This is a genomic window from Rubrivirga sp. SAORIC476 (assembly GCF_002283555.1).
Lineage (GTDB): Bacteria > Bacteroidota > Rhodothermia > Rhodothermales > Rubricoccaceae > Rubrivirga.
On sequence record NZ_MVOI01000006.1, the window covers coordinates 239,730 to 264,545 of the forward strand.

Annotated in this window: 22 protein-coding genes; 8 read left to right on the plus strand and 14 right to left on the minus strand. The window is 72.7% G+C overall.

What is annotated here, in order from left to right:
* Positions 1-16 precede the first annotated feature (16 nt).
* The 5 genes from B1759_RS12535 to B1759_RS12555 form a co-directional block, all read right to left on the minus strand.
* The gene (locus tag B1759_RS12535; protein WP_198948854.1) at positions 17-682 is read right to left on the minus strand and encodes a hypothetical protein; all 666 of its coding nucleotides are present in this window, start codon (positions 680-682) and stop codon (positions 17-19) included.
* A gap of 101 nt (positions 683-783) precedes the next feature.
* The gene (locus tag B1759_RS12540) at positions 784-1,530 is read right to left on the minus strand and encodes an SIMPL domain-containing protein (RefSeq protein ID WP_095515416.1); all 747 of its coding nucleotides are present in this window, start codon (positions 1,528-1,530) and stop codon (positions 784-786) included.
* A gap of 50 nt (positions 1,531-1,580) precedes the next feature.
* Positions 1,581-2,375, minus strand: a complete 795-nt coding sequence (locus B1759_RS12545) for a carbon-nitrogen hydrolase family protein (RefSeq protein ID WP_095515417.1) — start codon at positions 2,373-2,375, stop codon at positions 1,581-1,583.
* Between the two features lie 51 nt (positions 2,376-2,426).
* Positions 2,427-3,221, minus strand: a complete 795-nt coding sequence (gene fetB / locus B1759_RS12550; protein ID WP_095515418.1) for an iron export ABC transporter permease subunit FetB — start codon at positions 3,219-3,221, stop codon at positions 2,427-2,429.
* Positions 3,218-3,856, minus strand: a complete 639-nt coding sequence (locus B1759_RS12555) for an ATP-binding cassette domain-containing protein (protein ID WP_095515419.1) — start codon at positions 3,854-3,856, stop codon at positions 3,218-3,220. Before B1759_RS12555 ends, fetB begins: the two co-directional genes overlap by 4 nt.
* A 338-nt stretch (positions 3,857-4,194) precedes the next feature.
* Here B1759_RS12555 and B1759_RS12560 point away from each other — a divergent pair, with 338 nt between their 5' ends.
* Both B1759_RS12560 and B1759_RS12565 read left to right on the plus strand, forming a co-directional pair.
* The gene (locus tag B1759_RS12560; RefSeq protein WP_095515420.1) at positions 4,195-6,210 is read left to right on the plus strand and encodes a bifunctional 3-deoxy-7-phosphoheptulonate synthase/chorismate mutase; all 2,016 of its coding nucleotides are present in this window, start codon (positions 4,195-4,197) and stop codon (positions 6,208-6,210) included.
* Between the two features lie 99 nt (positions 6,211-6,309).
* Positions 6,310-7,491: a DUF2911 domain-containing protein gene (locus B1759_RS12565; RefSeq protein WP_095515421.1), complete on the plus strand. Its 1,182-nt coding sequence runs from the start codon at positions 6,310-6,312 to the stop codon at positions 7,489-7,491.
* Between the two features lie 27 nt (positions 7,492-7,518).
* Here B1759_RS12565 and B1759_RS12570 read toward each other — a convergent pair whose 3' ends face one another.
* Positions 7,519-8,589: an NAD(P)/FAD-dependent oxidoreductase gene (locus B1759_RS12570; protein ID WP_095515422.1), complete on the minus strand. Its 1,071-nt coding sequence runs from the start codon at positions 8,587-8,589 to the stop codon at positions 7,519-7,521.
* A 51-nt stretch (positions 8,590-8,640) separates the two neighbouring features.
* A complete protein-coding gene (locus B1759_RS12575; protein WP_158225242.1) occupies positions 8,641-11,241 on the minus strand; it encodes a PAS domain-containing hybrid sensor histidine kinase/response regulator in 2,601 nt (866 codons plus the stop codon).
* Positions 11,242-11,452: 211 nt separating this feature from the next.
* Between B1759_RS12575 and B1759_RS12580 the strand changes: the two genes are divergently transcribed.
* Positions 11,453-12,325 (plus strand): proline dehydrogenase family protein, encoded by an 873-nt coding sequence (locus B1759_RS12580; protein WP_095515424.1) that lies wholly within the window; start codon positions 11,453-11,455, stop codon positions 12,323-12,325.
* A gap of 153 nt (positions 12,326-12,478) precedes the next feature.
* Positions 12,479-13,054, plus strand: coding sequence for a M23 family metallopeptidase (locus B1759_RS12585; protein ID WP_095515425.1), 576 nt, complete (start codon positions 12,479-12,481; stop codon positions 13,052-13,054).
* Here the strand turns inward: B1759_RS12585 and B1759_RS12590 are convergent.
* On the minus strand, positions 13,051-13,545 hold the full coding sequence (locus tag B1759_RS12590; RefSeq protein ID WP_095515426.1) for a LysM peptidoglycan-binding domain-containing protein: 495 nt from the start codon (positions 13,543-13,545) through the stop codon (positions 13,051-13,053). The genes B1759_RS12585 and B1759_RS12590 overlap by 4 nt on opposite strands.
* Positions 13,546-13,641: 96 nt before the next feature.
* Here B1759_RS12590 and B1759_RS12595 point away from each other — a divergent pair, with 96 nt between their 5' ends.
* Positions 13,642-14,175, plus strand: coding sequence for a hypothetical protein (locus B1759_RS12595; RefSeq protein WP_143537374.1), 534 nt, complete (start codon positions 13,642-13,644; stop codon positions 14,173-14,175).
* Positions 14,176-14,180: 5 nt separating this feature from the next.
* On the opposite strand, the gene trxB is transcribed toward B1759_RS12595, so the two are convergent.
* Both trxB and trxA read right to left on the minus strand, forming a co-directional pair.
* Entirely contained in the window at positions 14,181-15,245 is a 1,065-nt protein-coding gene (gene trxB / locus B1759_RS12600; RefSeq protein WP_095515428.1) for a thioredoxin-disulfide reductase, read from the minus strand.
* Positions 15,246-15,320: 75 nt separating this feature from the next.
* The gene (trxA, locus tag B1759_RS12605; RefSeq protein ID WP_095515429.1) at positions 15,321-15,656 is read right to left on the minus strand and encodes a thioredoxin; all 336 of its coding nucleotides are present in this window, start codon (positions 15,654-15,656) and stop codon (positions 15,321-15,323) included.
* A gap of 219 nt (positions 15,657-15,875) precedes the next feature.
* Here trxA and B1759_RS12610 point away from each other — a divergent pair, with 219 nt between their 5' ends.
* Both B1759_RS12610 and B1759_RS12615 read left to right on the plus strand, forming a co-directional pair.
* Positions 15,876-17,939 carry an ATP-binding protein gene (locus B1759_RS12610; protein ID WP_095515430.1) on the plus strand — a complete coding sequence of 688 codons (2,064 nt, stop codon included), beginning with the start codon at positions 15,876-15,878 and terminating at the stop codon, positions 17,937-17,939.
* Positions 17,940-17,941: 2 nt separating this feature from the next.
* Positions 17,942-19,183, plus strand: coding sequence for a HAMP domain-containing sensor histidine kinase (locus B1759_RS12615; protein ID WP_095515431.1), 1,242 nt, complete (start codon positions 17,942-17,944; stop codon positions 19,181-19,183).
* 6 nt (positions 19,184-19,189) lie between these two features.
* Here the strand turns inward: B1759_RS12615 and B1759_RS12620 are convergent, their stop codons facing one another.
* Entirely contained in the window at positions 19,190-19,801 is a 612-nt protein-coding gene (locus B1759_RS12620; protein ID WP_095515432.1) for a hypothetical protein, read from the minus strand.
* Between the two features lie 42 nt (positions 19,802-19,843).
* Positions 19,844-22,168, minus strand: a complete 2,325-nt coding sequence (gene purL, locus B1759_RS12625) for a phosphoribosylformylglycinamidine synthase subunit PurL (protein WP_095515433.1) — start codon at positions 22,166-22,168, stop codon at positions 19,844-19,846.
* Positions 22,169-22,314: 146 nt separating this feature from the next.
* Here purL and B1759_RS12630 point away from each other — a divergent pair, with 146 nt between their 5' ends.
* Positions 22,315-22,701, plus strand: a complete 387-nt coding sequence (locus tag B1759_RS12630; protein ID WP_095515434.1) for a DUF805 domain-containing protein — start codon at positions 22,315-22,317, stop codon at positions 22,699-22,701.
* Between the two features lie 43 nt (positions 22,702-22,744).
* Here B1759_RS12630 and B1759_RS12635 read toward each other — a convergent pair whose 3' ends face one another.
* Positions 22,745-23,914, minus strand: coding sequence for a glycosyltransferase family protein (locus tag B1759_RS12635; RefSeq protein WP_095515435.1), 1,170 nt, complete (start codon positions 23,912-23,914; stop codon positions 22,745-22,747).
* The gene (locus B1759_RS12640; RefSeq protein WP_095515436.1) at positions 23,911-24,771 is read right to left on the minus strand and encodes a UDP-2,3-diacylglucosamine diphosphatase; all 861 of its coding nucleotides are present in this window, start codon (positions 24,769-24,771) and stop codon (positions 23,911-23,913) included. The genes B1759_RS12635 and B1759_RS12640 overlap by 4 nt, the downstream gene beginning before the upstream one ends.
* Between the last annotated feature and the right edge of the window lie 45 nt (positions 24,772-24,816).

Genomic DNA, 24,816 nt, shown 5'->3' on the forward strand with positions numbered 1-24,816 from the left:
CGGGAGAGAGGGGAGGTCAGCCGCCGTGGCCGCGAGCGATCAGGACGCCGAACACGATGTGGAGGCCGCCGAACCCGGCCGCCATGTAGGCGTCGCCCCAGCCGGCGGGCGAGAGCAGCGCGAGCACGCCCGCGAGCATGAACAGGGTGCCCATCATGGGGACGAGGCGGATGGAGAACATGCCCGCCCCGGCGACACCGGCACCGTAGAGGAGCAGCCACAGGCCGGGCAGGATCTGGCGGCTCGCGGTGAGCAGCTGCGCCCGCCGCGCGAAGTACTCGCCTCCGGCGCCGATCTCGTAGCCGGAGATCGCGATCGTGAGCACGAGCCCGGCCAGGAGGGCGGGGAGGAGGCCGAGCACGAACTTCCGCCCGGCCCCGCTCAGGAGCGGCGCGCCGCCCTGGCGCGCCTTCGCCCACGTCGTCCACACGCCCACCACGACGGCGACGCACGCGGCGGCGGTCCACACCATCGTCCACTCCCAGACGGTGCCCTGGCGGCTGGCGACGAACGCGGCGACGAGCGCGGTGACGCCCATCGCGACCCCGCCCCAGCCGGGGACCGAGGTGAAGGTGCCCGTGCGCGCCATCGTCTCGCGGATGAAGCGGAGGCTGGAGGCGGCCGCGGCGTCGGGCGCCGTGGCGGGCTCGTGGCGGCGGAGAGCGGGGCGGTCGGAGGGCATCGGGCGGAGTTCTTTGTGATCCAAAGTAGAGTCTGCACTTTGCGGTGTCAAGTGCCTGATGCGATTCGGCTCCCTCCGCCTCGGGCCCGAGGCGGGGCGGGTCAGTCGGCCAGTGCGAACGTGACGGCCACCCGGGCGCGGACCGCGATCTCGCCAGGGCTCGTCACGCCGCCGCCGCCGTCACCGGGGGCCGACTGGACGACGTTCTGGAACGCGCCGCCGCCGCCCGCGCCCCAGCCCGCCCCGTAGCTGGCGCCCCACCACTCCGGCTCCTCGACGATCAGGGTCGGCGGGCCGAGGCGCTGCCCCAGCCGCTCGGTCATCGCCTCGGCCTTCTCGCGCGCCGCGTCCACGGCCAGCGCGCGGGCCTCGTCGCGGTGCGCCCGGAGGTCGGTCGTCTGGAAGGCGACCCCGTGGACGTGCGTCGCCCCGGCCGCGATGGCGTCGCGGAGGAGCGCGTCGAACCGGTCGAGGTCGCGGAGCGTGACCACGATGGTCCGCCGGACGCGGTAGCCGTACACTTCGTAGACCGCCTGCCCGTTGTTCCGCCGGTTGTCGACGAGCGGCTCGACGGCGAGGTGGTCGGTCTGGATCTGAGCAGCCTCGACCCCCTGCGCGCGGGCGGCGGCCGTGACGGCGGCGATGGTCGTCTCGTTGGCGCTGGTGGTCTGCTCCAGCGCTTCGTCGAACGTCTCGACGCCGAACCGGAGCACGACCTCGTCCGGGACGACGCGGATCTCGGCGTTGCCGGTCACCCGGATCGTGCCCGGCGTGCCGAGGCCGACGACGGGCTGGGCAGACGCGGTCAGGCACAGGGCGAGCAGGGAGAGCAGGGAGACGATGCGCATCGCGGCGGGGGGCGGGGAGACCCGAGTATCGCCACGGCAGGCCAACCGGGTCAGCCGTCGCCCAGACGGTCCGGCGCGAAGCGGCGCGCGAGGAGGCCTGTCGCCCGGCCCAGGTCAAGGTCGGCCACGAGCACGCCCGGCTCGCCGTACGGCAGGCTCGCCACGCACCCTCCCGACGGGTCGATCACGGCCGTCGCCGATTCCTGGAACTGCGTCGTAACGGTCACGCTGGCGACGTAGATCGTGTTTTCCAGCGCCCGGCACATCACGGCGCGCTCGTAGTAGGGCGCCTCCGGTGAGCCCCACGTGGCGAGCGTCACGCCCTCGCGGTCGCTCCCTGTCCAGTGGGGATGGAACACGACGTGCGCCCCGCACCGCGCCGCCCAGCGGACGGTCTCGGGGTACCGGAAGCCCTCGTGGCAGATGGCGACCCCGAACCGCAGCCCCTCCACCTCGAACAGCCGCCGCGACGTGCCGGGGACGTACGGGCCCTCCTCGGTCGGGTCGAGCTGGGTCTTGAGCTGGACGCCCTGGAGGTCGCCGGCCGGGTCGAACACGGCGGCTGCGATGTGGCGCCCGGTGTCGGCGATCCACTCCATCCCCAGGACGACCGCGATCCCGTGCGCCCGCGCCCACCCGCCCACTGACTCCACCACGTGCGCCTGATCGGCCGCGGAAAACGGCGGCACGTCCACGCCGACGCCGCGGAGGCCGGGCACGTAGGCCTCGGGGAAGCACACCACGCGCGCCCCGAGGCGGGCCGCCTCGGCGATGTGGTGGTCGACCTGCGCGAGGGCGTCGCCGAGGGAGGAGGCCACGCGGGGCGCGGCGAGCGCGATGGTCACGAAGAGAGGGGAGAGCGGACGCGACAGGCTACGGCCGACGGCCTCGCCGCGTCACGCGTCGGTCAGCCGCTCGGGGTGGAAACGGTGGTCGGCCGTGAACAGCCGCCGGTACGCCAGCCCGACCACGCCGAGCGCCGCCAGCGCCACGCACGCCGCGATCATGAACACGATCAGGATCTGGTAGCGGACCGCCTCGCCCGGCGCTGCGCCCGCCAGGATCTGCCCCGTCATCATGCCCGGCAGGCTGACGACGCCCATCACGGCCATCGAGTTGGTGATCGGCACGAGCCCCGTCCGCACCGCGTCGCGGACGAGGGGTTTGGCGGCCTCCCAGCGCGTCGCCCCGAGCGCCAGCCGCGCCTCGACGAGGCCGCGCCCGCGCCCGGCCCCCTCCATGAAGCGGTCGAGCGACAGCGAGATGCCCGTCAGCGCGTTGCCCAGCAGCATGCCGTGGAGCGGGATCACGTACTGCGGGTCGTACCACGGGTCGATGCGCAGGATGCCGAGCACCGCCGCGCCGGTCACGACGAACGACGCGCCGAGGACGCTCACAAGGGCGTCGAGGTAGATCCCCCGGAAGCGCCGCGCCGTCCGGCGGACGGCCGCATGACCGGCCAGCAGCGCCATCCCGACCGCTAGGACCACGACGAGCGGCCAGCTTTCGGTCGAGAACACCCATTCCAGCACCAGCCCCACGAGGAAGAGCTGCACCACCATCCGTGTCGCCGCGACGGCCAATCCCTTCGTCAGCCCCAGCCTGAGGGCGACCGACAGGCCGATGGCGACCAGCAGCAGGCCGGACGCCAGCGCGAGCTGCCACAGCGAAATGTCGACGGCGCCGTTCACAGGTCGAGAGATCGGGTGGTGACGCGGTCGAGTTGGGCGGCGTCGTGGCTCGTCCAGACTGCGGCGTGCGAGGCGTCGGAGGCGAGAAAGTCGGCCACGGCGGCCTCGACCGCCTCGGCGCGCTCGGGGTCCAGCCCGGCCGTCGGCTCGTCGAGCAGCAGCATGGAGGGGGCCGTGAGGAGCGCCCGCAGCAGCCCCACCGTCTGCGCCTCGCCGCCCGAGAGCCCGTCGACCGACTGGCCGAGCATCTCGGCCTCGCGTCCGAGGCGGGCGAGGAGGCCGGCTGCGCGGGCCTCGTCGTAGGCCGACCCGTCGTGGACGCCGAAGGCGAACGGGGCCTGCAGGTTGTCGCGGACGGTCCCGTCGAACAGCGCCGGTCGCTGGGCGACGTGGGCGACGGCGGCGCGGTGGCGGGGGAGGCTGGCGACCGGCTCGGCGTGAGACAGCAGGTCGCCTTCGTCGAGCGCGTCCAGCCCAGCCAGGGCGCGGAGCAAGAGCGTCTTGCCCGCCCCGGAGGCGCCGCGTACCGCCAGCCGGTCGCCCGGGTGCACGGCCACATCGAGCCCGCGCCACACCCAGCGGCCGCCGACCTGGCGGCCTGCGTTGCGGAGAGAGACGAGGGGCGGCGTCGGCATGGGCGGCGGACCGGCAGGGGCCGGACGAGGTTTCCGGTGGATCGCCCGCTCGCGCCCGCGCCCGTCTCGGCGCCGAATCGGACACCGTCCTCCCAAAAGAAGAAAAGCGCTTCCGGAGGCCGAATCAGACCTGGTCTCGGGTGTGCCCTTGCGCGCGGCGCGGTCGGGCGGGTACCATCGGGGCATGACCTCCCTCCGCCCCGCGCTCGCCTCCACCCCCTATTCCGGGTATTGGTTTATGCGTTCGGCGGGCCGGAGGCACTCGGGATAGCGCACGCTCCCGACAGCCCCTTCGACAGCCCGCCCTCCCCGGCGGGCTTTTTTGTTGCCCCCCGCTCATGTCCGACCTCTCCACCCTCCGCGACGACCTCGACGCCGTCGACCGCAAACTCGTCGACGCGCTCGCCGAGCGTCAGCGCCTCGTCGCCGATGTCGCTGCCGTCAAGGCCGCCGACGGCGCGCTGCCCATCCAGGACCCCGACCGCGAGCAGGACCTGTTGTCTCGCGTCCACGCGCTCGCCGAGGACGCGGGCCTCGACGGCTACTTCGCGAGCCAGCTGTACCGCCAGATCCTGCGCCACTCGGTCCGCTACCAGGCCGTCCGGCAGACCGGCGGCGACGCGCCCGTCCGCGTGGCGTACCAGGGCGTGGAGGGCTGCTACAGCCACTCTGCCGCGCGGCACCACTTCGCGGCCGTCGCGGACGTGGGCTACCTCGGGCAGAGCACCTTCGGAGGCACCATCGAGGCGCTCAAGCGCGGCGACGCGGACCGGGCACTGCTGCCGGTCGAGAACACGACGGCCGGCCCCATCTCGGGCGTCTACGACCTGCTGGTCGAGCCCGGCCTCCACATCGTCGGCGAGGAGGTGCTGAAGGTCGAGCACTGCCTGCTGGGCCTCCCCGGCGCCACCCTGGCCGACATCCGGCACATCGGCACCCACCCGCAGGCGATCCGCCAGAGCAGCCTCTTCCTGGATGCCTTCAAGAGTGACGGCGGCCACGTGGAGGACGAGGGCGACACGGCTGGGGCCGCCAAGGCAGTCGCTGAGAAGGGGGACAAAACGCGCGCCGCCATCGCCGGCGAGGACGCCGCCGAGCGCTACGGCCTCCACGTCCTCAAGCGCAACATCGCCAACCGGAAGGACAACTTCACGCGCTTCCTGATCGTGGCGACCGAGCCGCTGACGCACGATGCGCGTCTGCCGCACAAGACCTCGCTCGTGCTCTCGACGGCCCACGAGACGGGCGCCCTCGCCAAGGTGCTCCAGACGCTCGCCGAGGCCGAGGTCAACCTGACCAAGCTGGAGAGCCGCCCCTCCCCGACGACGCCGTTCGAAAGCCTCTTCTACCTCGACATCGAAGGGGGGACGCACGAGGAGGCGGTCGCCGACGCGATCGAGGCGGCCAGGGCCCACACCCGGACGCTCCGCGTGCTCGGCTCGTACCCCGTCTTCCGCGCCGAGACGCCCCGCGCGGCCGTGGCGTCGGCCGCCAGCGGCGACGGCGCGGCGGTCCGCCCCAAGGCGACCGCGCCGCCGAGCGTCAAGGCGAGCCGCCGCAAGCTCGTCGACCGCGGCGACCGGCCGGACTCGGTGGTCGAGATCGCAGGCGTCCGTATCGGCGGCGACGAGCCGCCGGTGCTCATCGCTGGGCCATGCTCCGTCGAGAGCCACGACCAGATCTTCGCCTCCGCCCGCGCGGTCCGCGAGGCGGGCGGGCTGATGCTGCGCGGCGGCTGCTTCAAGCCCCGCACGCTGCCCTACGACTTCCAGGGGCTCGGCTACGAAGGGCTGACCATGATGCACGACGCAGGCCGCGAGAACGGCCTGCCCATCGTGACGGAGGTGGTCCACCCCCGCGACGTGGAGGCGGTCTCCCGCGAGGCCGACGTGATCCAGATCGGCGCGCGCAACATGCAGAACTTCGAGTTGCTCAAGGAGGTCGGCAAGAGCCACGCGGCGGTGCTGCTCAAGCGCGGCATGTCGTCGTCCATCGACGAGTGGCTGGCCGCGGCCGAGTACGTGATGGCGGGCGGCAACGACCGCGTCATCCTGTGCGAGCGCGGCATCCGGACGTTCGAGACGGCGACGCGCAACACGCTCGACCTGTCGGCGGTGATCGTCGCCCGGGAGCGGACCCACCTGCCGGTGATCGTGGACCCGAGCCACGCCGCCGGCCTGCGGCGCTGGGTCCCGGCCCTCGCCAAGGCGGCCATCGCGGCGGGCGCCCACGGCCTGATCGTGGAGGCCCACCCCGACCCGGACCACGCGCTCTCCGACGGCCCGCAGTCGCTCACGTTCGACCAGCTCCGCCAGCTGGCCGAGGAGATCGGCGTGGCGCCGGTGGCGGCCTAGACCGCTTCGCCCGCCTCGGTGACGGCACCGAGGCGGGCGTGGAGACGGGGAACCGGCGGACGGGGTCGGGCTTTGCTTCGGCATCTTCCCCCGCCCGCCATGCGCGTCTCCGTCCCGCTCGTCGTCGCCTTCGCAGTCCTGAGCGGCTGCGCCACCACGCCGACGCCGTCCACCCCCGCACCGCTCGCCGAGACCGGCGCGTTCGTCACCGTCCTGGGCGACGACACGCTCGCCGTCGAGCGCTTCACGCGCACGACGAACGGCATGGAGGCGACCGTCGCCCTCCGCGCGCCGCGCACGACGCTGATCTCCTACCGCCTCGACCTGGACGACGCCGGGGGGCTGGAGCACTATGACGCCACCGTCAGTCAGCCGCTCACGGGCGAGGTGCTGCGCCGCACATCCGCCGAGCCGGTGGGCGACAGCCTGCGCGTGACCGTCGCCGAAACGATGGGCGAGACGACGGTCCGGATGGTGCCGGGGGCCGCGCGGCCGCTGCCGTTCATCGACATGGTGCACTGGCCGTTCGAGCTGATGGTGGCGCGGGCGGTCGAAGCGGGCGGGCCGCTCGACCAGCCGCTGTTCACCGAGCGTGGCGTGGTCGCCTTCACCAGCGACGTCGCGCCCGACGGGGCCGTCACTGTGCGCCACCCCTTCCGCGGCCCGATGTCCGTCGACGCCGACGCGGACGGCCGCCTGCTGATGCTCGACGCAGGCGCCACGACGCGCAAGCTGGTCGTCCGACGCGTAGCCGACGTGGATGTAGAGGCGGCCGCGACCCGCTATGCAGAGCACGACGCGGCGGGGAGGTCGGTAGGCGATCTCTCGGGCCGGGGCGAGACCGTCGCCACCATCGCCGGCGCGACGATCGCCGTCGACTACGGGCAGCCGCAGATGCGCGGCCGTGAGATCTGGGGCGCGCTCGTCCCCTGGGGCGAGCTCTGGCGGACCGGCGCCAACCGGGCCACGCACCTCACCACCGACCGGGCGCTCGTCCTCGACCCGGACGGCGCCGCGCTGGCCGTCCCGGCGGGCGAGTACACGCTCTACTCGATTCCCGAAGCGGAGGGTGGCCTGCTGATCGTGAACCGCCAGACGGGCCAGGGGGGGACCACCTACGAGGCCACGCGCGACCTCGGCCGGGTGCCCCTGACTCGAAGCTCGCTGACCGAGGCCGTGGAGGTGTTCACCATCGGCGTCGAGGCTGAGGGACGAGGGGGGCGGCTCGCGCTCCGCTGGGCCAGCGACGCGTTCTCCGTCCCTTTCGCCGTCGCGGAGTAGGCCACGTCGCCCCGGGGACCCGGAGCGTCAGCCCGCCCGCTCCCGGATGCGTTCGGCGGCGGCGCGGCCTTCCTCCATCGCGAGGTGGACGCGCCCCTTGCCCGCCGTGAAGTCGCCCGCGAAGTAGAGGCCGAGGTCGGCCGCCTCGGCGAGCGTGTCGCCGTCCGCGGCACCGTCGGGCAGGGAGTAGCGCCAGCGCTGGGTGTCGGTCCAGATCGGCTCCGGGAGCGGGCCCCACACAGTCTCCACAGCCTCCGTGGCCGCGGCGACCAGCGAGGCGCGGTCGTCGTCGTAGTGGGCCTCCGTCCACATGTCCGACATCTGGGCGAGCAGGATCGAGGCGCCCTCGGGCGCGCGGCCCGGCTTGTCGCTCTCGACGGCGAGCCAGGCCACGTCGTGCGCTCCGCGGCCGTTCTCGCTCGCCGCATTCACGAACGCATACGCGTTCGCCGGACGCTCGATGGGGTGGTCGAAACCCCACACGATGGTGAACTGGGAGCGGTAGGACACGCTGCCGAGCGCGTCGGCCAGGGCGTCGGGGAGGGAGCTGGCGCGGAGGAGCTCGGCCGTTTGCGGAGCCGGAGGCGTGAGCAGGACCGCGTCGAAGCGGTCGTGGCGGGCGCCGTCGTCGGTGAGGACCGACCAGCTGGCAGCCTGCCGGTCGAGGCGCACGACGCGCGCCTTCTGCACCCGCGTGAGGTCCGGCGTCGCGTCGATCAGGAGGTGGCCCAGGCTGGCGATGCCGTCTGCGAGCGTCCAGCGGGCGCCGCCCTCCCGGGCTTCGTCGGGCCGCAGCACGCCCTCGTCGTCGAACGGCCAGACGGCGCCCTCGATCTCGGCGAGGTCGTCACCCAGGAGGTCGCGGAGCACGCCCGCGATGGGGCTGCCGGGGTCCGGGCCGAGGTACTGCGCGCCGTGGTCGAAGCGCCAGCGGACCGTCTCGCCATCCGGGCCCGGCACGTCGCGCCAGCGGGTGGCCGCGCGACCAGAGACGCCGCGGCTCTTCTCGAAGACCGTGGTGTGGATGCCCGCCGCGTTGCGGAGGGCGTGGGCGGCGGCGAGCCCGGCAGGACCGGCACCGACGATGGCGAGGCGCATGGAAAGCCGTGGGGTGTCCGTCGTCCACCCAGCGCCGTCGTCCCGGTTCCGTCAGGGGGTCGAGTCCAGGACCGGGGGCCGCGGCGCCATCGACCCCGACGGCTTCTCGACCGGGCGGGAGACGAACGTGCCGCCGCCGGGTGCCGCCAGGCTCGGCGTGCGCGTCGCGATGGCCGCCGCGATGGCGTCGCGGAGGTCGTTTCGTCCGAACGGCTTGGTGAGGTAGGCGTCGAAGCCCGCGGCGAGGAACCGCTCGCGGTCGCCGGGGAGCCCGTAGGCGGTCACGGCGACGAGGGGGAGCCCCGAGAAGGCCGCCGACGAGCGCAGGTGGCGCATCACGTCCTCGCCCGAGAGCGAGAGCCCGAGGTGGATGTCCAGCAGCACGGCGTCGGGCCGCTCGGCGTGGATCGAGCGGAGCGCGTCGTCGCCGCCGGTGGCCGTCGACACTCGGAAGGTGTCGGCGAGCGAGTGGACGGCGATCTCTCGCGCCTGGACGTTGTCGTCGACGATGAGAACGAGGGGCCGCTGGTCGGGCGCGACCTCCGCGGGGCCGCCCCGGGGCAGCGAGACCGTGAAGGTGGTGCCGACCCCCTTCTGGCTTTCGACGGTGATCGTGCCGTTCATGCGGTCGAGTAGCTGACGCGTGAGCGCCAGCCCCAGCCCGGCGCCCTCGTACTTCCGGATGGACCCGCTCGACTCCTGCTCGAACTCGCCGAACATGCGGGGGATGAACGCCTCCTCGACCCCGATGCCCGTGTCGCGAACGACCAGTTCCACCCGCGTACCGGCCGGGCGGACGCTGACCGTGACGCCGCCCGCCTCGGTGAACTTGATGGCGTTGCCGACGAGGTTGTGGAGCACCCGCACGAGGGCGGGCTCGTCGGCCGTGGCGAGGTGGGTGCCCGGGGCCACGTCGGCGAGGACGTCGAGTCCCTGCTCGGTCGCGGCGGGCTGGAACATCTCGACGGCCTCTCGCACCAGGTCCCCCAGGTCGACCCGCTCCAGCGCGATCCCGTCGCGACCCGCCTCCAGACGGGCGAGGTCCAGCACCGAGTTGAGGGTGTCCATGAGGCGCCGCCCGCTGCGCGCGATCAGATCCACGAACTCGACCTGCGTCTCGTCGGTGACCTCCTCCGACAGCACGTCGGCGAAGCCGAGGATGGCCGTCAGCGGGGTCCGGATCTCGTGGCTCATGTTGGCCAGGAAGGTGCTCTTGAGCGCCGCCACCTCCTCGGCCTGGCGCTTGGCCTGGATGAGGACTGCCTGCGCCCGCTTCCGCTCGGTGACGTCGCGGAGGTTGAGCACCAGGCCCTCCACGGCGGGGTCGTCGTAGAGGGCGGTCGCGGCGCCTTCCACGAACACGTCGTGTCCGTCGGCGTGGAGGAACCGGAGTTCGACCTGCGACGAGGGCACGCCCGCGCTGGCCTCCGCCAGGAAGGTCGCCGCGCGCTCCTGATCCTCGGGGTGGACGAGCGCCAGCAGGGACGTGTGCTGGAGCGTGTCGGGCGTGTGCCCCAGCAGCAGCTCCACGGCCGGGCTGACGTACGTGAACCGGTCGGCGCGGTCCGCCACGACCACCACGTCGGAGGACCGCTGGACGAGCGCTCGGAAGCGAGCCTCGCTGTGGTTGAGCGCGAGACGAGCCTCCCGCTCCGTGGTGACGTCCTCGACGGCGCCCTCGTAGAACAGGGGCTGGCCGTCGGCGTCGAGTGCGACGCGAGCGTCGATGCGGACGTGACGGATGTCGCCGTCGGGGCGGCGCCAGCTCGTTTCGAAGCCGCGCACGAAGCCGTCGCGCAGGATCGAGACGCGGAAACGGTCCCGGTCTGACAAGTCGACGTAGAAGTCGGAGGCGTTGTAGGCCCGGGCGGCCGCGGGGCTGGGCGCACCGATGAGGCGGGCCAGCGTGGCGTTGGCCAGCAAGACGCGGCCGTCGGAGGCGGTCCGGTACATGCCCACCGGGATGTGGTCGAAGAGCGACCGGTACCGCTGCTCGGAGGCGCGCAGTGCGGCGTCGAGGCGGGTGCTCTCTCCCTCGGCCTCGCCGATCTCGTGGCGTGTGTGGCGCGCGTACAGGATGCCGCCCGCGGCGGACAGCATCGAGCCGACCGTGACCACCACGACGGCGTAGACCGCGGCATCGTCGGGCGTGGAGAAGGCCTCCGGCGCGATGCCGGTCTGGTAGAGCACGAACAGAACCACGCCCCCCGACGCTCCGACCACCGCGCTCACCGTCGCCAGGCGGGCGCCCGAGGTCAGCGCCCCTGCGAGGGGTGCCAGCATCACCAGGGCCAGGGCGGGGTCCAGGATGCCGAGGTCCACCGACGCCTGGAAAACGGGCGTCACCGCCAGCGTCAGGGCCATGACCCAGGCCGCGGGTTCGACGCGTCCGCCCCACCGGACCATCGCCAGCGCGCCGATGGTGACCAAGATGGCGAGAGCGACTTCGATCAGCGGCACCAGGGGCACCTGGCCGAGGACCAGCGTCACCGCCAGGATGATGTGGGCCAGGAGCCCGATCCACCCCTCCACGACGACGATCCGGGCCTGCCGAAGGCCGCGCATCCCCGCGGGGCGCCGCGTCGGGTCGATCCATCGGTCGATCGCGCCGCGGATGTCTGCCGAGAGGAGCCGGGGGGAGAAGCGCGCCATGCGGGGAGGATTCGTAACGAGACGGCCTCGATTGAGGCCCGAGGACGCAGAATGGTCCACGCCAGCCTGGAAGGCACACATCGTTCCGGAATCCGAAACGGAGAGACCTAACGAATCGGTCGGGAGCCACTCCTGCGCGGTCTAGTCTCGGTCGGCGTGGCGGTAGCTTCGCGGGCCCGAGGGTCGGTATGCCCCGGGCCGCTCCCCACCGATGACCCTGCCCTTCGCTCTCGCCCGCCGCTTCGTCGCCGGCCGGACCCTCGCCGACGCGCTCCCCGCGCTCGACCCGCTGCTCGACGACGGCCTGTTCATTACGCTCGACCTGCTCGGCGAGCACGTTCCGGAACGTGCCCGCGCTCAGGCGTTCGCCCAGCAGTACGGCGATCTCGTCGAGCGGCTGGCGGTGTACCGCGACGCGCGTGGCGTGGCGCCCGAGGCGGTCGGCATCTCGATCAAGCTGTCCATGATCGGGCAGGTGATCGACCGCGACCTCACCGAGGCCAACCTCCGCGACCTGCTGGCGAAGGCGAAGGACGCGGACCTGTTCGTCCGCCTCGACATGGAGGGCTCGGACATCACGCAGTCCACGCTGGACCTGTTCGAGGCCGTCTACCCGGACTTCCCCGACCATGTCGGGCCGGTGCTCCAGGCCTACCTCCACCGGACCGCCGCCGACGTGGCGCGGGCCTGCGAGTTGGGCGCCCGCGTTCGGATCTGCAAGGGTGCCTACAAGGAACCCGCGTCGCTCGCCTACCAGGACATGCCGACCATCCGGTGGCACTACCGCCAGCACGCGGCCACGCTTCTCCTGGAGGGACGCTACCCCGGCATCGCCACCCACGACGACGAGCTGATCTCGGCCGTCAGGCAACTCGCCGATGAGCGCGGCGTGTCGCGCGATGCCTACGAGTTCCAGATGCTCTACGGCCTCCGCCCCGAGACGCAGCGCCAACTCGTCCGCGACGGGTACCGGATGCGGGTCTACGTGCCCTACGGGACCGAGTGGCTGCCGTACTTCTCGCGCCGGATCCGCGAGCGCAAGGAGAACGCCTTCTTCGTGCTCAAGGCGTTGGTCAAGGGGTAGGCGGTTCTGAGGGGAGCCGGCGTCGGGGCCTTCCGGATCGGCGGGGCACGCACCTGCAGCCTCGCGATGGACGGTTATTTCCGCTCCGAGCATTCTCCGCTGGTTCTCCGGACCTGAGGGGTGGTAGGTTTTTGGCACCCCACCGACCTGCCTGTGCCTCGTCTGTTCGCTGCCGCCCTCGTCGCGGCCTTCCTCGCCGCGCCCGCCTTCGCCCAGTCGACGCCCGAGGCGCCCCCGGTCGAGACGGTCTCTGACGGTCCTGCCGCGCTCTCTTTCTCGGCCGACCGCCTGCTGGTGCCTGTCGAGGGCATCACCCCCGGCGACCTCGACGATACGTTCACGGCCCGCCGCTCGGGCGGGCGCACGCACCGCGCCATCGACATCATGGCGGACCGCGGCACGCCGGTGCTGGCCATCTCGGACGGCGAGATCGTCCGCATTCACACCAACCGGCTCGGCGGCAAGGTGCTCTACCTCCGCAGTCACGGTGGCGACTACGACTTCTACTACGCCCACCTCGACACGTACGCGCCCGGCCTGGAGGTCGGCCAGACGGTCCGCCAGGGCGACGTGCTCGGCACGGTCGGCAACACGGGCAACGCGCGGACGACGCCGCCGCACCTTCACTTTCAGGTGCTCCGCCGGTCCGGCCGCGGGCGCGGGACGCCGGTCAACCCGTTCCGTCTCTTCCAGCGGAGCGACCTCTACGGACGCGGCACGCGCGGCTAGCGCACCCGGAGGCGCTGCCCGAGCCGGATGGTCGTCGACTCCCGGTCATTGAGAGTCAGGATGGCGTCGACCGTCGTGTCGTAGCGTCGGGCGAGCCCGAAGAGCGTGTCGCCGCGCTCGACGGTGTGGTAGAGCGGCCCCGAACTCGCAGCACGGTCGCTGGCGGGCCGTGCCGCCTCGGGCGCACTCTGGGGCGTCTCGATGCGAACGGCGGGTCCGGCCGTCTCGCCACCGAGGCCGCGGAGCGACCGCACGCCCGGCACGGCGCGCGCCACGTCGGCTGCGATCGGGTCCAGCAGGGGCGCCACCTCGCCCGACACCTGGACGGCGCCGTCGCGGGCTACCACCGAGACGTCGAGGGCCCGTGTCCGCACGTCGTCCACCAGCGCGAGACGGACGGCGGTGGCCAGGCGGAGGTCGGCCAGCCGGGCCGAGACCTGGGCGCTGGCGGCGGGCGCCAGCAAGACGACGACAAGAAGGGCGATGCGCATGGCGGGGGGGAGGACGCGTCCCCAAACTAGGCCGCGTGCGGTAGGTATCGCACGGTGTCCCGTACGTTCGAGGACCCTCTCCAGCCGGTCCAGCCGATGCCGCGTCTCAGGTGGGTCGCCCTCTCTGTCCTCTGTTCGATGGTCCTGCTCGCCTCTTGCGTATCGCCTCCCTCCGCCTCGTCGCCGGATGAGGCGCGCGTGCTCGCGGGCGTCGAGACCGTGCTCGCCCGGCCTCGTCCGTACGTAGCGGCCGAGGTCGGCCCTGCGCTGGGCGTGGTGCTGACCGAGACGGCGGCCTCGAATGCCTTCTTCCGCGTCTGGGCCTCGGCCGGCGGTCTGGGGCCCTTCGCGTCGGTCGAAGTCCGCGAACCGCAGGCGCGGTCGGTCGAGCGCGGTCGGAACGGGATGATCCTGCTCACCCTCGAAGCAGGCTGCGTCATTGCCGCCGACCTCGCCCCCCTCGTCGGGCCATCGGACGGCGTGCCGTCCACGCCCAGCCCGGAGGCGCCGGCGGACACGCCGCGCTACGTCGTCCACCCGGCGCCGTGGGGCGTCGTCCGCCTCGGCTACGCGCCTGAGAGCGGATGCCTGCGGAGCGTGGTGGTGGACGCTACCGGCGTGCCCGCGTAGTCCGGCTACGCGCCGGAGGCGGAGACCGGCTCGTGCGTCTCCGAGTCCTCGGCCGGGGCCGCATGGTACTCGGTCTCCGTCTGCACGTCCTCGATCACATCGTGCTCGGCGAGCCAGCGCTCGGCGTCGATGGCCGCCATGCAGCCGGTGCCCGCCGCCGTGATGGCCTGCCGGTAGACGTGGTCCTGCGCGTCGCCGCAGACGAAGACGCCTTCGACGTTGGTGTGCGTCGAGTCCGGGAGGGTCTGCACGTAGCCCGCCTCGTCCATGTCGAGCCAGCCGCGGAAGATGTCCGTGTTGGGCTTGTGGCCGATGGCGACGAAGAAACCGGTCACGGGCAGGTCGCGCGTCTCGCCAGTCACGGTGTCCTCCAGGCGCAGCGCCGTGACCGCGTCCTCGCCCATCACGTCGGTGACGGCCGTGTTCCAGTGGACGCGGACCTTCGGGTTCGAGAGCACCCGGTCCTGCATGATCTTCGACGCCCGGAACGCGTCGCGCCGGTGGATCACGTGCACCGTCGAGGCGAAGCGCGTCAGGAAGAGAGCCTCCTCCATGGCCGTGTCGCCGCCGCCGACGATGGCGATCTCTTCGTCGCGGAAGAAGGCGCCGTCGCACGTCGCGCAGGCGCTCACGCCGCGGCCGAGCAGCCGCTTTTCGTTCTCCAGCCCGAGGTACTTCGCGCTCGCGCCCGTGGACCCGATCACGGCGTCGGCCAGGATCGGCGTCGTTTCGTCGACCACCAGCTTGTGCGGATGAGCCGAGAAGTCGACGTGGGTGACGGAGCCCCACCGCAGTTCGGCGCCGAAGCGGACGGCCTGCTTCTCGAAGTCCTGCATCAGGTCCGGCCCCATGACACCCTCCGGGTAGCCGGGGAAGTTCTCGACATCGGTGGTGGTGGTGAGCTGGCCGCCGGGGGCGGGGCCCTGGATCACGAGCGGTGCCAGCCCGGCACGGGCGGCGTAGAGGGCAGCCGTGAAGCCAGCCGGGCCGGTTCCGACGATCACCATCGGTCGGTGCTCGGCGGCGTCCCAGTCGAGACCGTCGGGGAGGGGCGTGGGCGTGTCAGACATGAGCGGGGGGGCCGAACGAGCGGGGGCGCCACGGACTGCGGCGCCCCCGGGGGTCGATGTGCGCGAGGGGGGCGGCTAGGCCGTCTGCGCGGCGAGGGCGTCGAGCTTGCCAGCGAGCACCTTCTTCGGCACCACGCCGACCATCTGGTCGACCGGGCGACCGTCCTTGAAGAACAGCAGCGAGGGGATCGAGCGGATGCCGTACTTCTGCGCCGTCATCGGGTTGTGATCGACGTCCAGCTTGACCACCTTGGCCTTGCCGTCGTACTCGGAGGCGATCTCCTCGATGGTGGGGGCGATCGTGCGGCAGGGGCCGCACCAGGTGGCCCAGAAGTCGACCAGGACGGGCTGGTCGCTGTTCAGGACTTCGGCGTCGAAGTTGGCGTCGGTGCCGGTGACAGGGGTAGACATAGCAGTGGGGGGAGAGTCAGTCGTGGGGGGAATACGATCCGGGCGCACCGGGGTTCATCAGGGGACGGACGGGGTGAGAGGCGCGTGTCCTTACCCGGAGCCGACGCGTCAAGCTACGGGGCGTGCGCGGCGCTGTGACCGGCGAGGCCGCCGACGCGCGTCCCGCGGCTATAGAGTCGCGCGAGCGCCGACGATACCGGAGCCGTCCCGCCACTCTTCGTGCCTCTCGTGCCTGCATCGGTCATCCGGTTCGCCTTGCTCGCCTGCTTCTGCGTGGCGGGCCAGGCTGCGTTCGCGCAGGCGAGAGCGCCCCAGGCGGCCGAGCGTTCGCTGGATGCGATCCGGTCGCTCCGGGTCGACGGCGACGGCGACTCGGTGCCCGACCGGGTCGGCGACGCGGTGACGGTGGCGGGGCGCGTCACGGTCGGGAGCGGCCTGCTCCGGTCGAATCTCAACGAGGTCTACATCCAGGACGGGACCGCGGGCGTCCGGCTGGCGCTCCCCCAGGACGGCGACCGGGTGCTGACCGGGGACAGCGTCCGGGTCTCGGGCACGGTCGGGTTCCGCGATGGGATGCTCGAGATCGTGGACCCCCAGGTCCGCTCCATTCCGGGCCCGACGCGGACCGTCGAGCCGACCCATCTGGACTGGGTCGAGAACCCCCGAGGGGGCGAGGGGCCGGACATCGAGGGGCACGAGGGCGAACTCGTGCTGGTCGAGGGACGAGTGCTGCAGATGGACGACCAGCAGGGCGGGCGCTTCATGCTCATCCTGAGCGGCACGGACCTCGTTCAGATCTATGCCTATACGCTCCGCCCGTCGCCCGTGACGTTCGGGGCGATCCAGGTCGGGGACTACGTCCGCGTGCGGGGCGTGGCCGCGCAGTACGACACGGCGCCACCCTACACGGGCTCGTACGTCGTCTACCCGCTCGTCGACGGCGACATCAAGAAGGCGGGCCTCTCGCCGACGGAGTACCGCTACGGCGTGATCGGGGCGATGGGGCTTCTCCTCCTGGCCATCCTGTGGGCGAGCCTGCTGCGCCGCCAGGTGCGGCGCCGGTCGGAAGCCCTCCACGCCTCCGAGGTCCGCTACGGCCACCTCTTCAACGCCGCCGCCGACCCGGTGATGGTGCTCGACGTGGAGCGCGGGGGCGAGGTGGTCGAGGCCAACCGCTCCGCGCAGCGCGCCTTCGGCATCGACGTCAACGGCGACCGGGCGGACGGACGACCGGTGCGTCTCTCAGAACTGGCCGACGAGGACGAGGCCTCGGCCCACCTCGCCGAGGCGGACCAGAAGGGAGCCGCCTCGGGGGTGATGGAGCTGTCCCGGCCTGACGGCTCGCGCGTGCCGTACGAGATCGTGACGCGCCGCCTCCGCGAGGGGCGGACGTTCGTGTCGGTCGCGCGAAACGTGACCGAGCGGCGCGCCTACGAGCACGGCCTGCTGACGGCCATCTCGGCTGCCGAGGGGGCCCGCGAGCAGGCCGAGGAGGCCGCCCGGCTCAAGACGTCCATCCTGGCCAACATGAGCCACGAGATCCGGACCCCGCTGACGGCCATCCTCGGCTTCGCCGACATTCTCCGCGAGGAGGTCCCCGAGGATCTCTACGAGTACGCTGACACGATCCGCACGGGCGGGCAGCGCCTGCTCGACACGCTCAACGACATCCTCGACTTCGCTCGCCTCGACGCCGAGCGGGCCGGCATCGTGCCCGAGCCCATCGACGTGGCGGCCCTCGTGCGCGACTCGGTGTCGCTGCTGGCGCCGCTGGCGCAGCAGAAGGGCATCGGGCTCCATCTGCAGTCGTCGTCGGCGGCGGTGCCCGCGGTGCACTCTGCCTCGTCGCTGAGCCGCGTGGTGACCAACCTCGTCGGCAACGCGATCAAGTTCACGGAGCGTGGCGAGGTCCGCGTGACGCTTCACGTGGCGCCCGAGTTCTTCGCCATCCGCGTCCAGGACACAGGCGTTGGCATCTCGGAGGAGTTTCTGCCCGAGCTCTTCGAGGCCTTCAAGCAGGAGTCCGACGGCCACGGCCGCGACTTCGAGGGCACCGGCCTCGGGCTGGCCATCACGAAGCGGCTGACCGACCTGATGGGCGGCGACATCCGCGTCTGGAGCCGCAAGGGCGAGGGGACGCTCTTCGAGGTCGCGCTCCCGATGCAGGCTCCCATCGACAATGCCCCTGACGAGCCCGGCCCGATCCCCCAGATCCCCGCGCCGCCTGCGCTCGGCCCGCCCGCTGTGTCGCCTTCCGTTCCCGCCTTCGGCGTCCCTGCCTGATCATGACCGCCTCTTCGCCCGGCCTCCTCGCCCTCCTCTCGCTCTCGCCCGACCTCGCGGCCGGGCTGGGCGTCGCCCTCGGTCTGCTCGTGGGAGCCGCTGCCGCCGGGTGGGTCGTCCGCACGCGGGAGTGCCGGGCGCGGGCCGCAGTGGAGGCTTCGGACGCACTCCACCGCCGCCTGTTCGATGAGGCCGCGGACGTGATGCTCCTCCACGACACCGACGGGGGGGCGCTCCGCGTCAACGCCGCGGGCCGGGCCGTGCTCTGCGTGGCGACCGACACGCCGTCGCTCTCTCTGCTCGACGCCGTCGCCGTGGCCGACCGGGCGATGCTCCGCCGTCACCTCGCCGCGCTGGAGGCCGACGGGCAGGCGCGGTCCGACATCCGCGTGAGCGGCCCCAGCGGCGACCCGATCCTGCTCGACCTCGCGTCCCGCCTCGTCGGGGAGGACGGTGCGCGGCGGGCGGTGTCGGTCGGGCGCGACGTGGGCGCGCGGCGGGCTCGGGAGGCGGCGCTCGTGGCGGCTCGCGACGAGGCCGAGGAAGCGGCGCGCGTCCGCAGCCAGTTCCTGGCGTCGATGAGCCACGAGATCCGGACGCCGCTGACCTCGGTGGTCGGCTTCACGGAGATCCTGCGCGACGAGGTCGACGAGAGCCAGCGCGGCCTGGTGGACGCCATCGCGGCGGGCGGGCAGCGGCTGCTCTCGACGCTCGACTCGGTGCTGGACCTCGCCACGCTCGACGCCCGGCGCGAGACGCTGCGCCCGGCGTCGCTGGACGTGGTCGCGGCCGTCGAGAGCGCCATCGAGCAGGCCCGCCCGCAGGCCGAGGCGCAGGGCCTGACGCTGACTGTCGAGCCCCTCGCCGCGTCCCTACCCGCTACGCTCGACGCCGACGCGCTGGGCCGCATCCTCGCTCACCTCGTGGGCAACGCGGTCCGCTACACCGAGGTCGGGAGTGTGACCGTGGAGGTCGACGCCGACGCCGACGCGGTCGCGATCCGCGTCATCGACACGGGCATCGGCATCCCTGAGGCGGCCATGGCGACGTTGTTCGACGGGTTCAAGTCGCCGGGGCAGGGACAGGGCTTCGGTCTGGCGATCACGCAGCGGCTCGTCCACCTGATGGGCGGCACGGTGTCCGTCGAGAGCCGGTGGCGCGCGGGCACGGCCGTGACGGTGGTGCTCCCGCGCGGCGACGCGACGCCGACGGAGGCGCCGCAGACGGCAGAGGCCCTGGCGTAGCTCGGGTCAGCGCCAGTATCCGAACCAACTCCCGCCGAAGTCCCGGTCGAACCGCTCCTTCGAGTCGAACGAGAGCCGGAGGGTGTCGGGGGTGAGCACCCCGAACGGGTCGTGCGGCCCGAGCAGGTCGAGGACGGCGGCCACGCATGCCTCCCTTCGAGCCTCGGCCTCGGTCACCTGGGCGTCGGTGTGGACGAACACGACGATCCCGTCGAAGCACGTCTTGACGCCCCACAAGTCGGGCACGCCCGCGTCCCGGATGCGGGCCTCCAGGTCCGCCTCGGTCACGCGGCCGACCGCCTCCCACCGGGCGAGCGGAGCGAACGCGGCGAACACCACGAACAGGTCGGTGGTGGAGTAGCGGAGGCGTGAGGCCCAGCCGAGGAGGCTCTTGAAGCGGTCCGCGATGGCGGCCTGGGCCTCCCGGTCGAATCCGGCGCCGTCCCGGAAGGGCACCACATCGTCCTCGTCCCAGACGAGGACCTGGAGCCGCGGGCGCCCGTGGAGGGACCGGTCGTGGACGACGTTGACCACGCGCACGCCCCAGGTCGCCTCGACGGCGGCGGCCAGCCGGTCGAACGGGGGGCCGAGGCGGGCCTCCCCGCGCAGGAGGCGCACGGTGGCGGCGTACTCCGGATCCTTTGGTGAGGTCACCCCGCGCTAGACCGCCGCGACGGCCTCGCCCATGGCGCGCGGGATGGCCGTGTCGTAGGGCTCGCGGAGGGCCTCGACCGCTACGTCCACCACGCGCTCGGCGCCGACCGAGATCACGAGCCCGCCATCGGTGACGGTGCCGATGGGCGTCGCCTGCGCGCCGTGCTCGGCGACCAGGGCGCGGACTGCCTCGGCGTCGTCGGGGGCGACGGAGAGCACGATGCGGCTCTGGGCCTCGCCGAACAGGACGGCGTCGAGCCGGGCGCCCGAGTCGGGGAGGGCCACCTCGGCGCCCAGGCCGGCGAAGACGCACGACTCGGCCAGCGAAACCGCCAGCCCGCCGTCGGCCACGTCGTGGGCGCTGCGGACGAGCCCGGCGCGGATGGCGGCCAGCACGGCGGCCTGGATGGCGCGCTCCTCGTCGAGGTCGAGGTGGGGCGCGTCGCCCTCGGTGCGGCCGTGGACGGTCGCGAGCAGCTCGCTGCCCTCGATGCCGCCCGTCTGCCACCAGCCGGCCGGGGAGACGAGCATCAGCACGTCGTCGGGGGCGGCGAAGGCCGCCGTCGTCGTGTGCGCCTCGACGTCCGCCACGAGCCCGACCATCCCGATGGTGGGCGTCGGGAAGATGGCGCTGTCCGGGTTCTCGTTGTAGAAGCTCACGTTGCCGCCCGTGACCGGCGTCTCGAAGGCGCGGCAGGCGTCGCCCATCCCGCCGACGGCCTCGGTGAACTGCCAGTAGACCTCCGGCTTGTAGGGGTTGCCGAAGTTGAGGCAGTTGGTGACGGCCAGCGGCTCGCCGCCCGCGCAGACGACGTTGCGCGCCGCCTCGGCGACCGCGATCCGACCTCCGCGGCGCGGGTTGAGGTAGACGTAGCGGCCGTTGCAGTCGGTCTTCATCGCCAGCCCGCGCTCGCCGCCCTCGCTTCCGGTCGTGCCCTTGAGGCGGATCACCGCCGCGTCGGTCGGGCCGGGCCCGGCGACCGTGTTGGTGCGCACCTCGGTGTCGTACTGCTCGAACACCCAGCGCTTGGACGCGATGTTGGGCGCGCCCATCAGCGCGACGAGCGTGTCGCCGGCCGTCTCCTCGGTCACGTCCGGGATCGCGCCGAGGTCGGCGGTCTGGGTCCGGTCGAGGTAGGTCGGGCGGGAGGTCTCGCGGTGGTAGACCGGCGCGCCGCCGCCCAGCACCAGCGACTCCGCCGGGACGTCGACCACCAGGTCGCCGTGCCAGAACACGCGGACGCGCTCCGTGTCGGTGACGACGCCGATCTGGACCGCGTGCAGGTCCCACTTCTCGAAGACGGCCTCGACCTCGGCCTCGCGGCCTTTCTCGACCACCACCAGCATCCGCTCCTGGCTCTCCGAGAGCAGAATCTCGTAGGGCGTCATGCCGGTCTCGCGCTGGGGCGTCTTCTCCAGCTGGAGGTCCATCCCGACGCCGCCCTTCTCGCTCATCTCGCACGACGAGCACGTGATGCCCGCCGCGCCCATGTCCTGCATCCCGACGACCGCGCCGGTCCGGATGGCCTCCAGCGTCGCCTCCAGCAGCAGCTTCTCGGTGAACGGGTCGCCCACCTGGACGTTGGGGCGCATCGCGTCCGAGTCCTCCGACAGCTCGACCGAGGCGAACGTGGCACCGTGAATGCCGTCGCGGCCGGTCGCACTGCCGACGATGAACACGGGGTTGCCGACGCCCTCGGCGGTCGCGCTGACAGTCTCGCCCACCTTGACGATGCCGACCGACATGGCGTTGACCAGCGGGTTGCCCTCGTAGGCCGGGTCGAACACGACCTCGCCGCCGACGGTCGGCACGCCGAACGAGTTGCCGTAGCCGCCGATGCCGCGCACGACGCCGTCGAACAGGAACCGGACGCGCGGGTTGTCCAGGCTCCCGAAGCGGAGCGAGTTGAGGCTCGCGATCGGCCGCGCGCCCATCGTGAAGATGTCCCGCTGGATGCCGCCGACGCCCGTCGCGGCACCCTGGTAGGGCTCGACGGCCGACGGGTGGTTGTGGCTCTCGATCTTGAACGCCACCGCCAGCCCGTCGCCGATGTCGACCAGCCCGGCGTTCTCGTCGCCCGCAGCGGCCAGCAGCTTCTCGCCGTCGCGCGGGAGCGTCTTCAGGAGCGCGATCGAGTTCTTGTACGAGCAGTGCTCGGACCACATGACCGAGTAGATGCCGAGCTCGGCATAGGTCGGTGTCCGTCCGAGGATGTCGAGGACGCGGGCGTACTCGTCGTCGGTGAGGCCGTGCTCGGTAGCGAGGGCGGGCGTGATCTCGGGGTCGGCGGGGAGCGACTGGGGCGTGCCCGTGGACGGGATCTGCGACATCGGAGCGGGGCGGAGGAAGGTCCGAAAGGTACCGGCGCGCGCCGCGCGCTGGGCTCCCGATCGGGGCGTGTGCTTGCCATACGCGCCCTTTGCCGTATCTCCATTGTGGCCCCGGCCGCTTTTTCCCTCACCCACCCACCGCTGCCATGGATTGGTACCTCAACGTCCTTCAGAACCACTACTTCGACTTCGAAGGTCGCGCGCGCCGGAAGGAGTTCTGGATGTTCGCGCTGATCAACTTCGCGATCTCGATCGTCATCACGATCGTCGTGGGTGTCGTCTCCGACTCGCTGGCCTCGATCGTCTCGATGCTCTACTCGCTGGCCGTGATGCTGCCGTCCATCGGCCTGGGCGTGCGACGCCTCCACGACACCGGGCGGACAGGCTGGCTCGCACTGCTGGCTCTGATCCCGCTGGTCAACCTCGTCCTGATCTACTTCTTCGTGCTGGAGGGCGATGCGGGACCCAACGAGTACGGCCCCGACCCGAAGGGTGGCTTCGACGACATGCCGGGCTCGGGCGACCTGTTCTGACCCGGTCCCTCCCGCCTCGGGGGGCGCCCCGAGGCGGGGGCGGTCAGACGCCCGAACGTCGCGCGGGGCGGACCGTCGGCACGTCGGCCGTTCGCTGGCCGTCGCCCGCGCCGTCGCCGCCGACGGGGGAGCGTCCGGCGGCCTCCTCGATGGCGCCGACGGCGCGGGCCTCGGCCTTCGCCACCCACGCCCGGAACGATGTGGGGTCTGGCGCCGGGCCGTCGAGGAGGGCCAGCAGCGGGTCGAGGTCGAGCACGTCCGACCGGACGCCCGCGCCGACGGCCTCGGCGTCGACGGCGTTGCAGCGCTGCTCGTAGTGGCCCGGCGTCGGCACCATGAGAGCGGGCGTGCCGAGCCACATCGCCTCGGAGACGGTCTCGAAGCCCGCCGTGCAGACGACGCCGCGGGCCGCCGCCATCCGCTGGAGGAAGGCCGTTCCGCTGAGTCCGTGGAAGGTGAGCGACGGGCTGTGGGCGTGTGGCGCCATCGCCGCGAACGTGTGGATCCGGACCTCCGGGTGACGGTCGCTCCAGGCGACCAGCTGAGGGGCCATCGCGGGCTCCATCAGGTAGACGAGGATCGAGCCGTCGCAGGGCACGTCGGCGAGGGTGGCCAACTGAGGGCGGAGCAGGGGCGGCGTCACGCGCGTGGCGCCGTGGTCCGGGGCGTCGTAGAAGGAGAGCGCGAGCCGGCTCGCGGCGCCGGAGCCGACCAACGCCGTGTAGCCCTGCATGGCGACGCGCTGGAGTGGCTGGCCGGGCAGGAGCGGGTACTCCGGGTGGTCGGTCATGAACTGGTGCCCGACCGCCACGACGGGCGCGTCGGTGCCGCGCAGGACCGCGTGGAGGCCCATCAACCCCTCGTAGAAGTTGACCACCACGTCCGGTTCGAGGCGGTCGAGGGTCGCCGTGATGCGGTCCAGGCTGGGCGCGTAGCGCCGCGCGTGCCACAGGTTGACGGCCAGCGTCGCCAGCGGGCGGATCCGGCCGTCGCCGTCGGCCACGAAGCCGGGGCTCTCGACCGTCTCGACGCGCGCGCCGAGGTCGCGGCGGAAGAAGTCCGGCACGTCGCCCCAGCGGCTCGTGCCCGCCAGCGCGCCGACGACCTGGTGGCCGCGGCGGCGCAGCATGGCGGCCAGCGCGAGCGCCTGCGTGAGGTGACCGCGCCCCTCGCCCTGGACGGCGAAGAGGACGCGCAGCGGGGCGGGCGTCATCGGTCCGTCAGGGCGAGCGGGAGGCCGACCCCGGCCGCCTCGGCGGCGAGCGCGAGGCGGGGCGGCAAGGAGTGGGCGAGGCCGTCCCCGCGGGTCGCCACCGTGGGCGTGAGGACGCCCGTCCAGCGGACGATCTCCAGGCGGCCGTCGTGGTGCTCGACCAGCGCGGTGCAGTTCTCGACCCAGTCGCCGCAGTTGGCGTAGAGCGTCGTCCGGTCGCCGGTCGCGATCTCGCGCACCTCGGGCCGGTGGATGTGGCCGCACACGACCCCGTCGACGCCCCGCTCGGCGGCCAGCGCGGCGACGGCCTCCTCGAACCGGTCCACGTACTGGAGGGCCTTCTTCGTCCGGTCCTTGAGGGCGGCGGCCAGCGACCAGTACGGCCGCCCCATCCGCTCGCGGACGTGCGCCACGACCGTGTTGAGCGCCAGCGACAGTTCGTAGGCCCGCGCGCCGACCGTGCTCAGCCACGGGGCCAGCCGCACGACGCCGTCGAACTCGTCGCCGTGGAGCACCAGCAGGCGCCGCCCGTCGGCCGTCCGGTGGATCCACTCGCGCTGGACGAGGATGCCGCCGAACGTGAGCCCGGCGAACTGGCGAGCGGCGCCGTCGTGGTTGCCGGGCACGTAGACCATCTCGGCGCCCTTGCGGACCTCCCGGAGCAGCTTCTGCACCACGTCGTTGTGGGCCTGGGTCCAGTTCCAGGACCGCGCCAGCGCCCAGCCGTCGACGATGTCGCCGACGAGCACCCAGCGCTCGGCGTCGTGCTGGCGGACAAAGTCGAGCACGCGGTCGGCCTGGCAGCCGCGCATGCCGAGGTGGAGGTCGGACAGGAAGATCGTCCGGTAGGTCGTCATTCGGGATCCGGGGGGGAGGCTTCCAAAGTGGCCCTCACGCCCTGG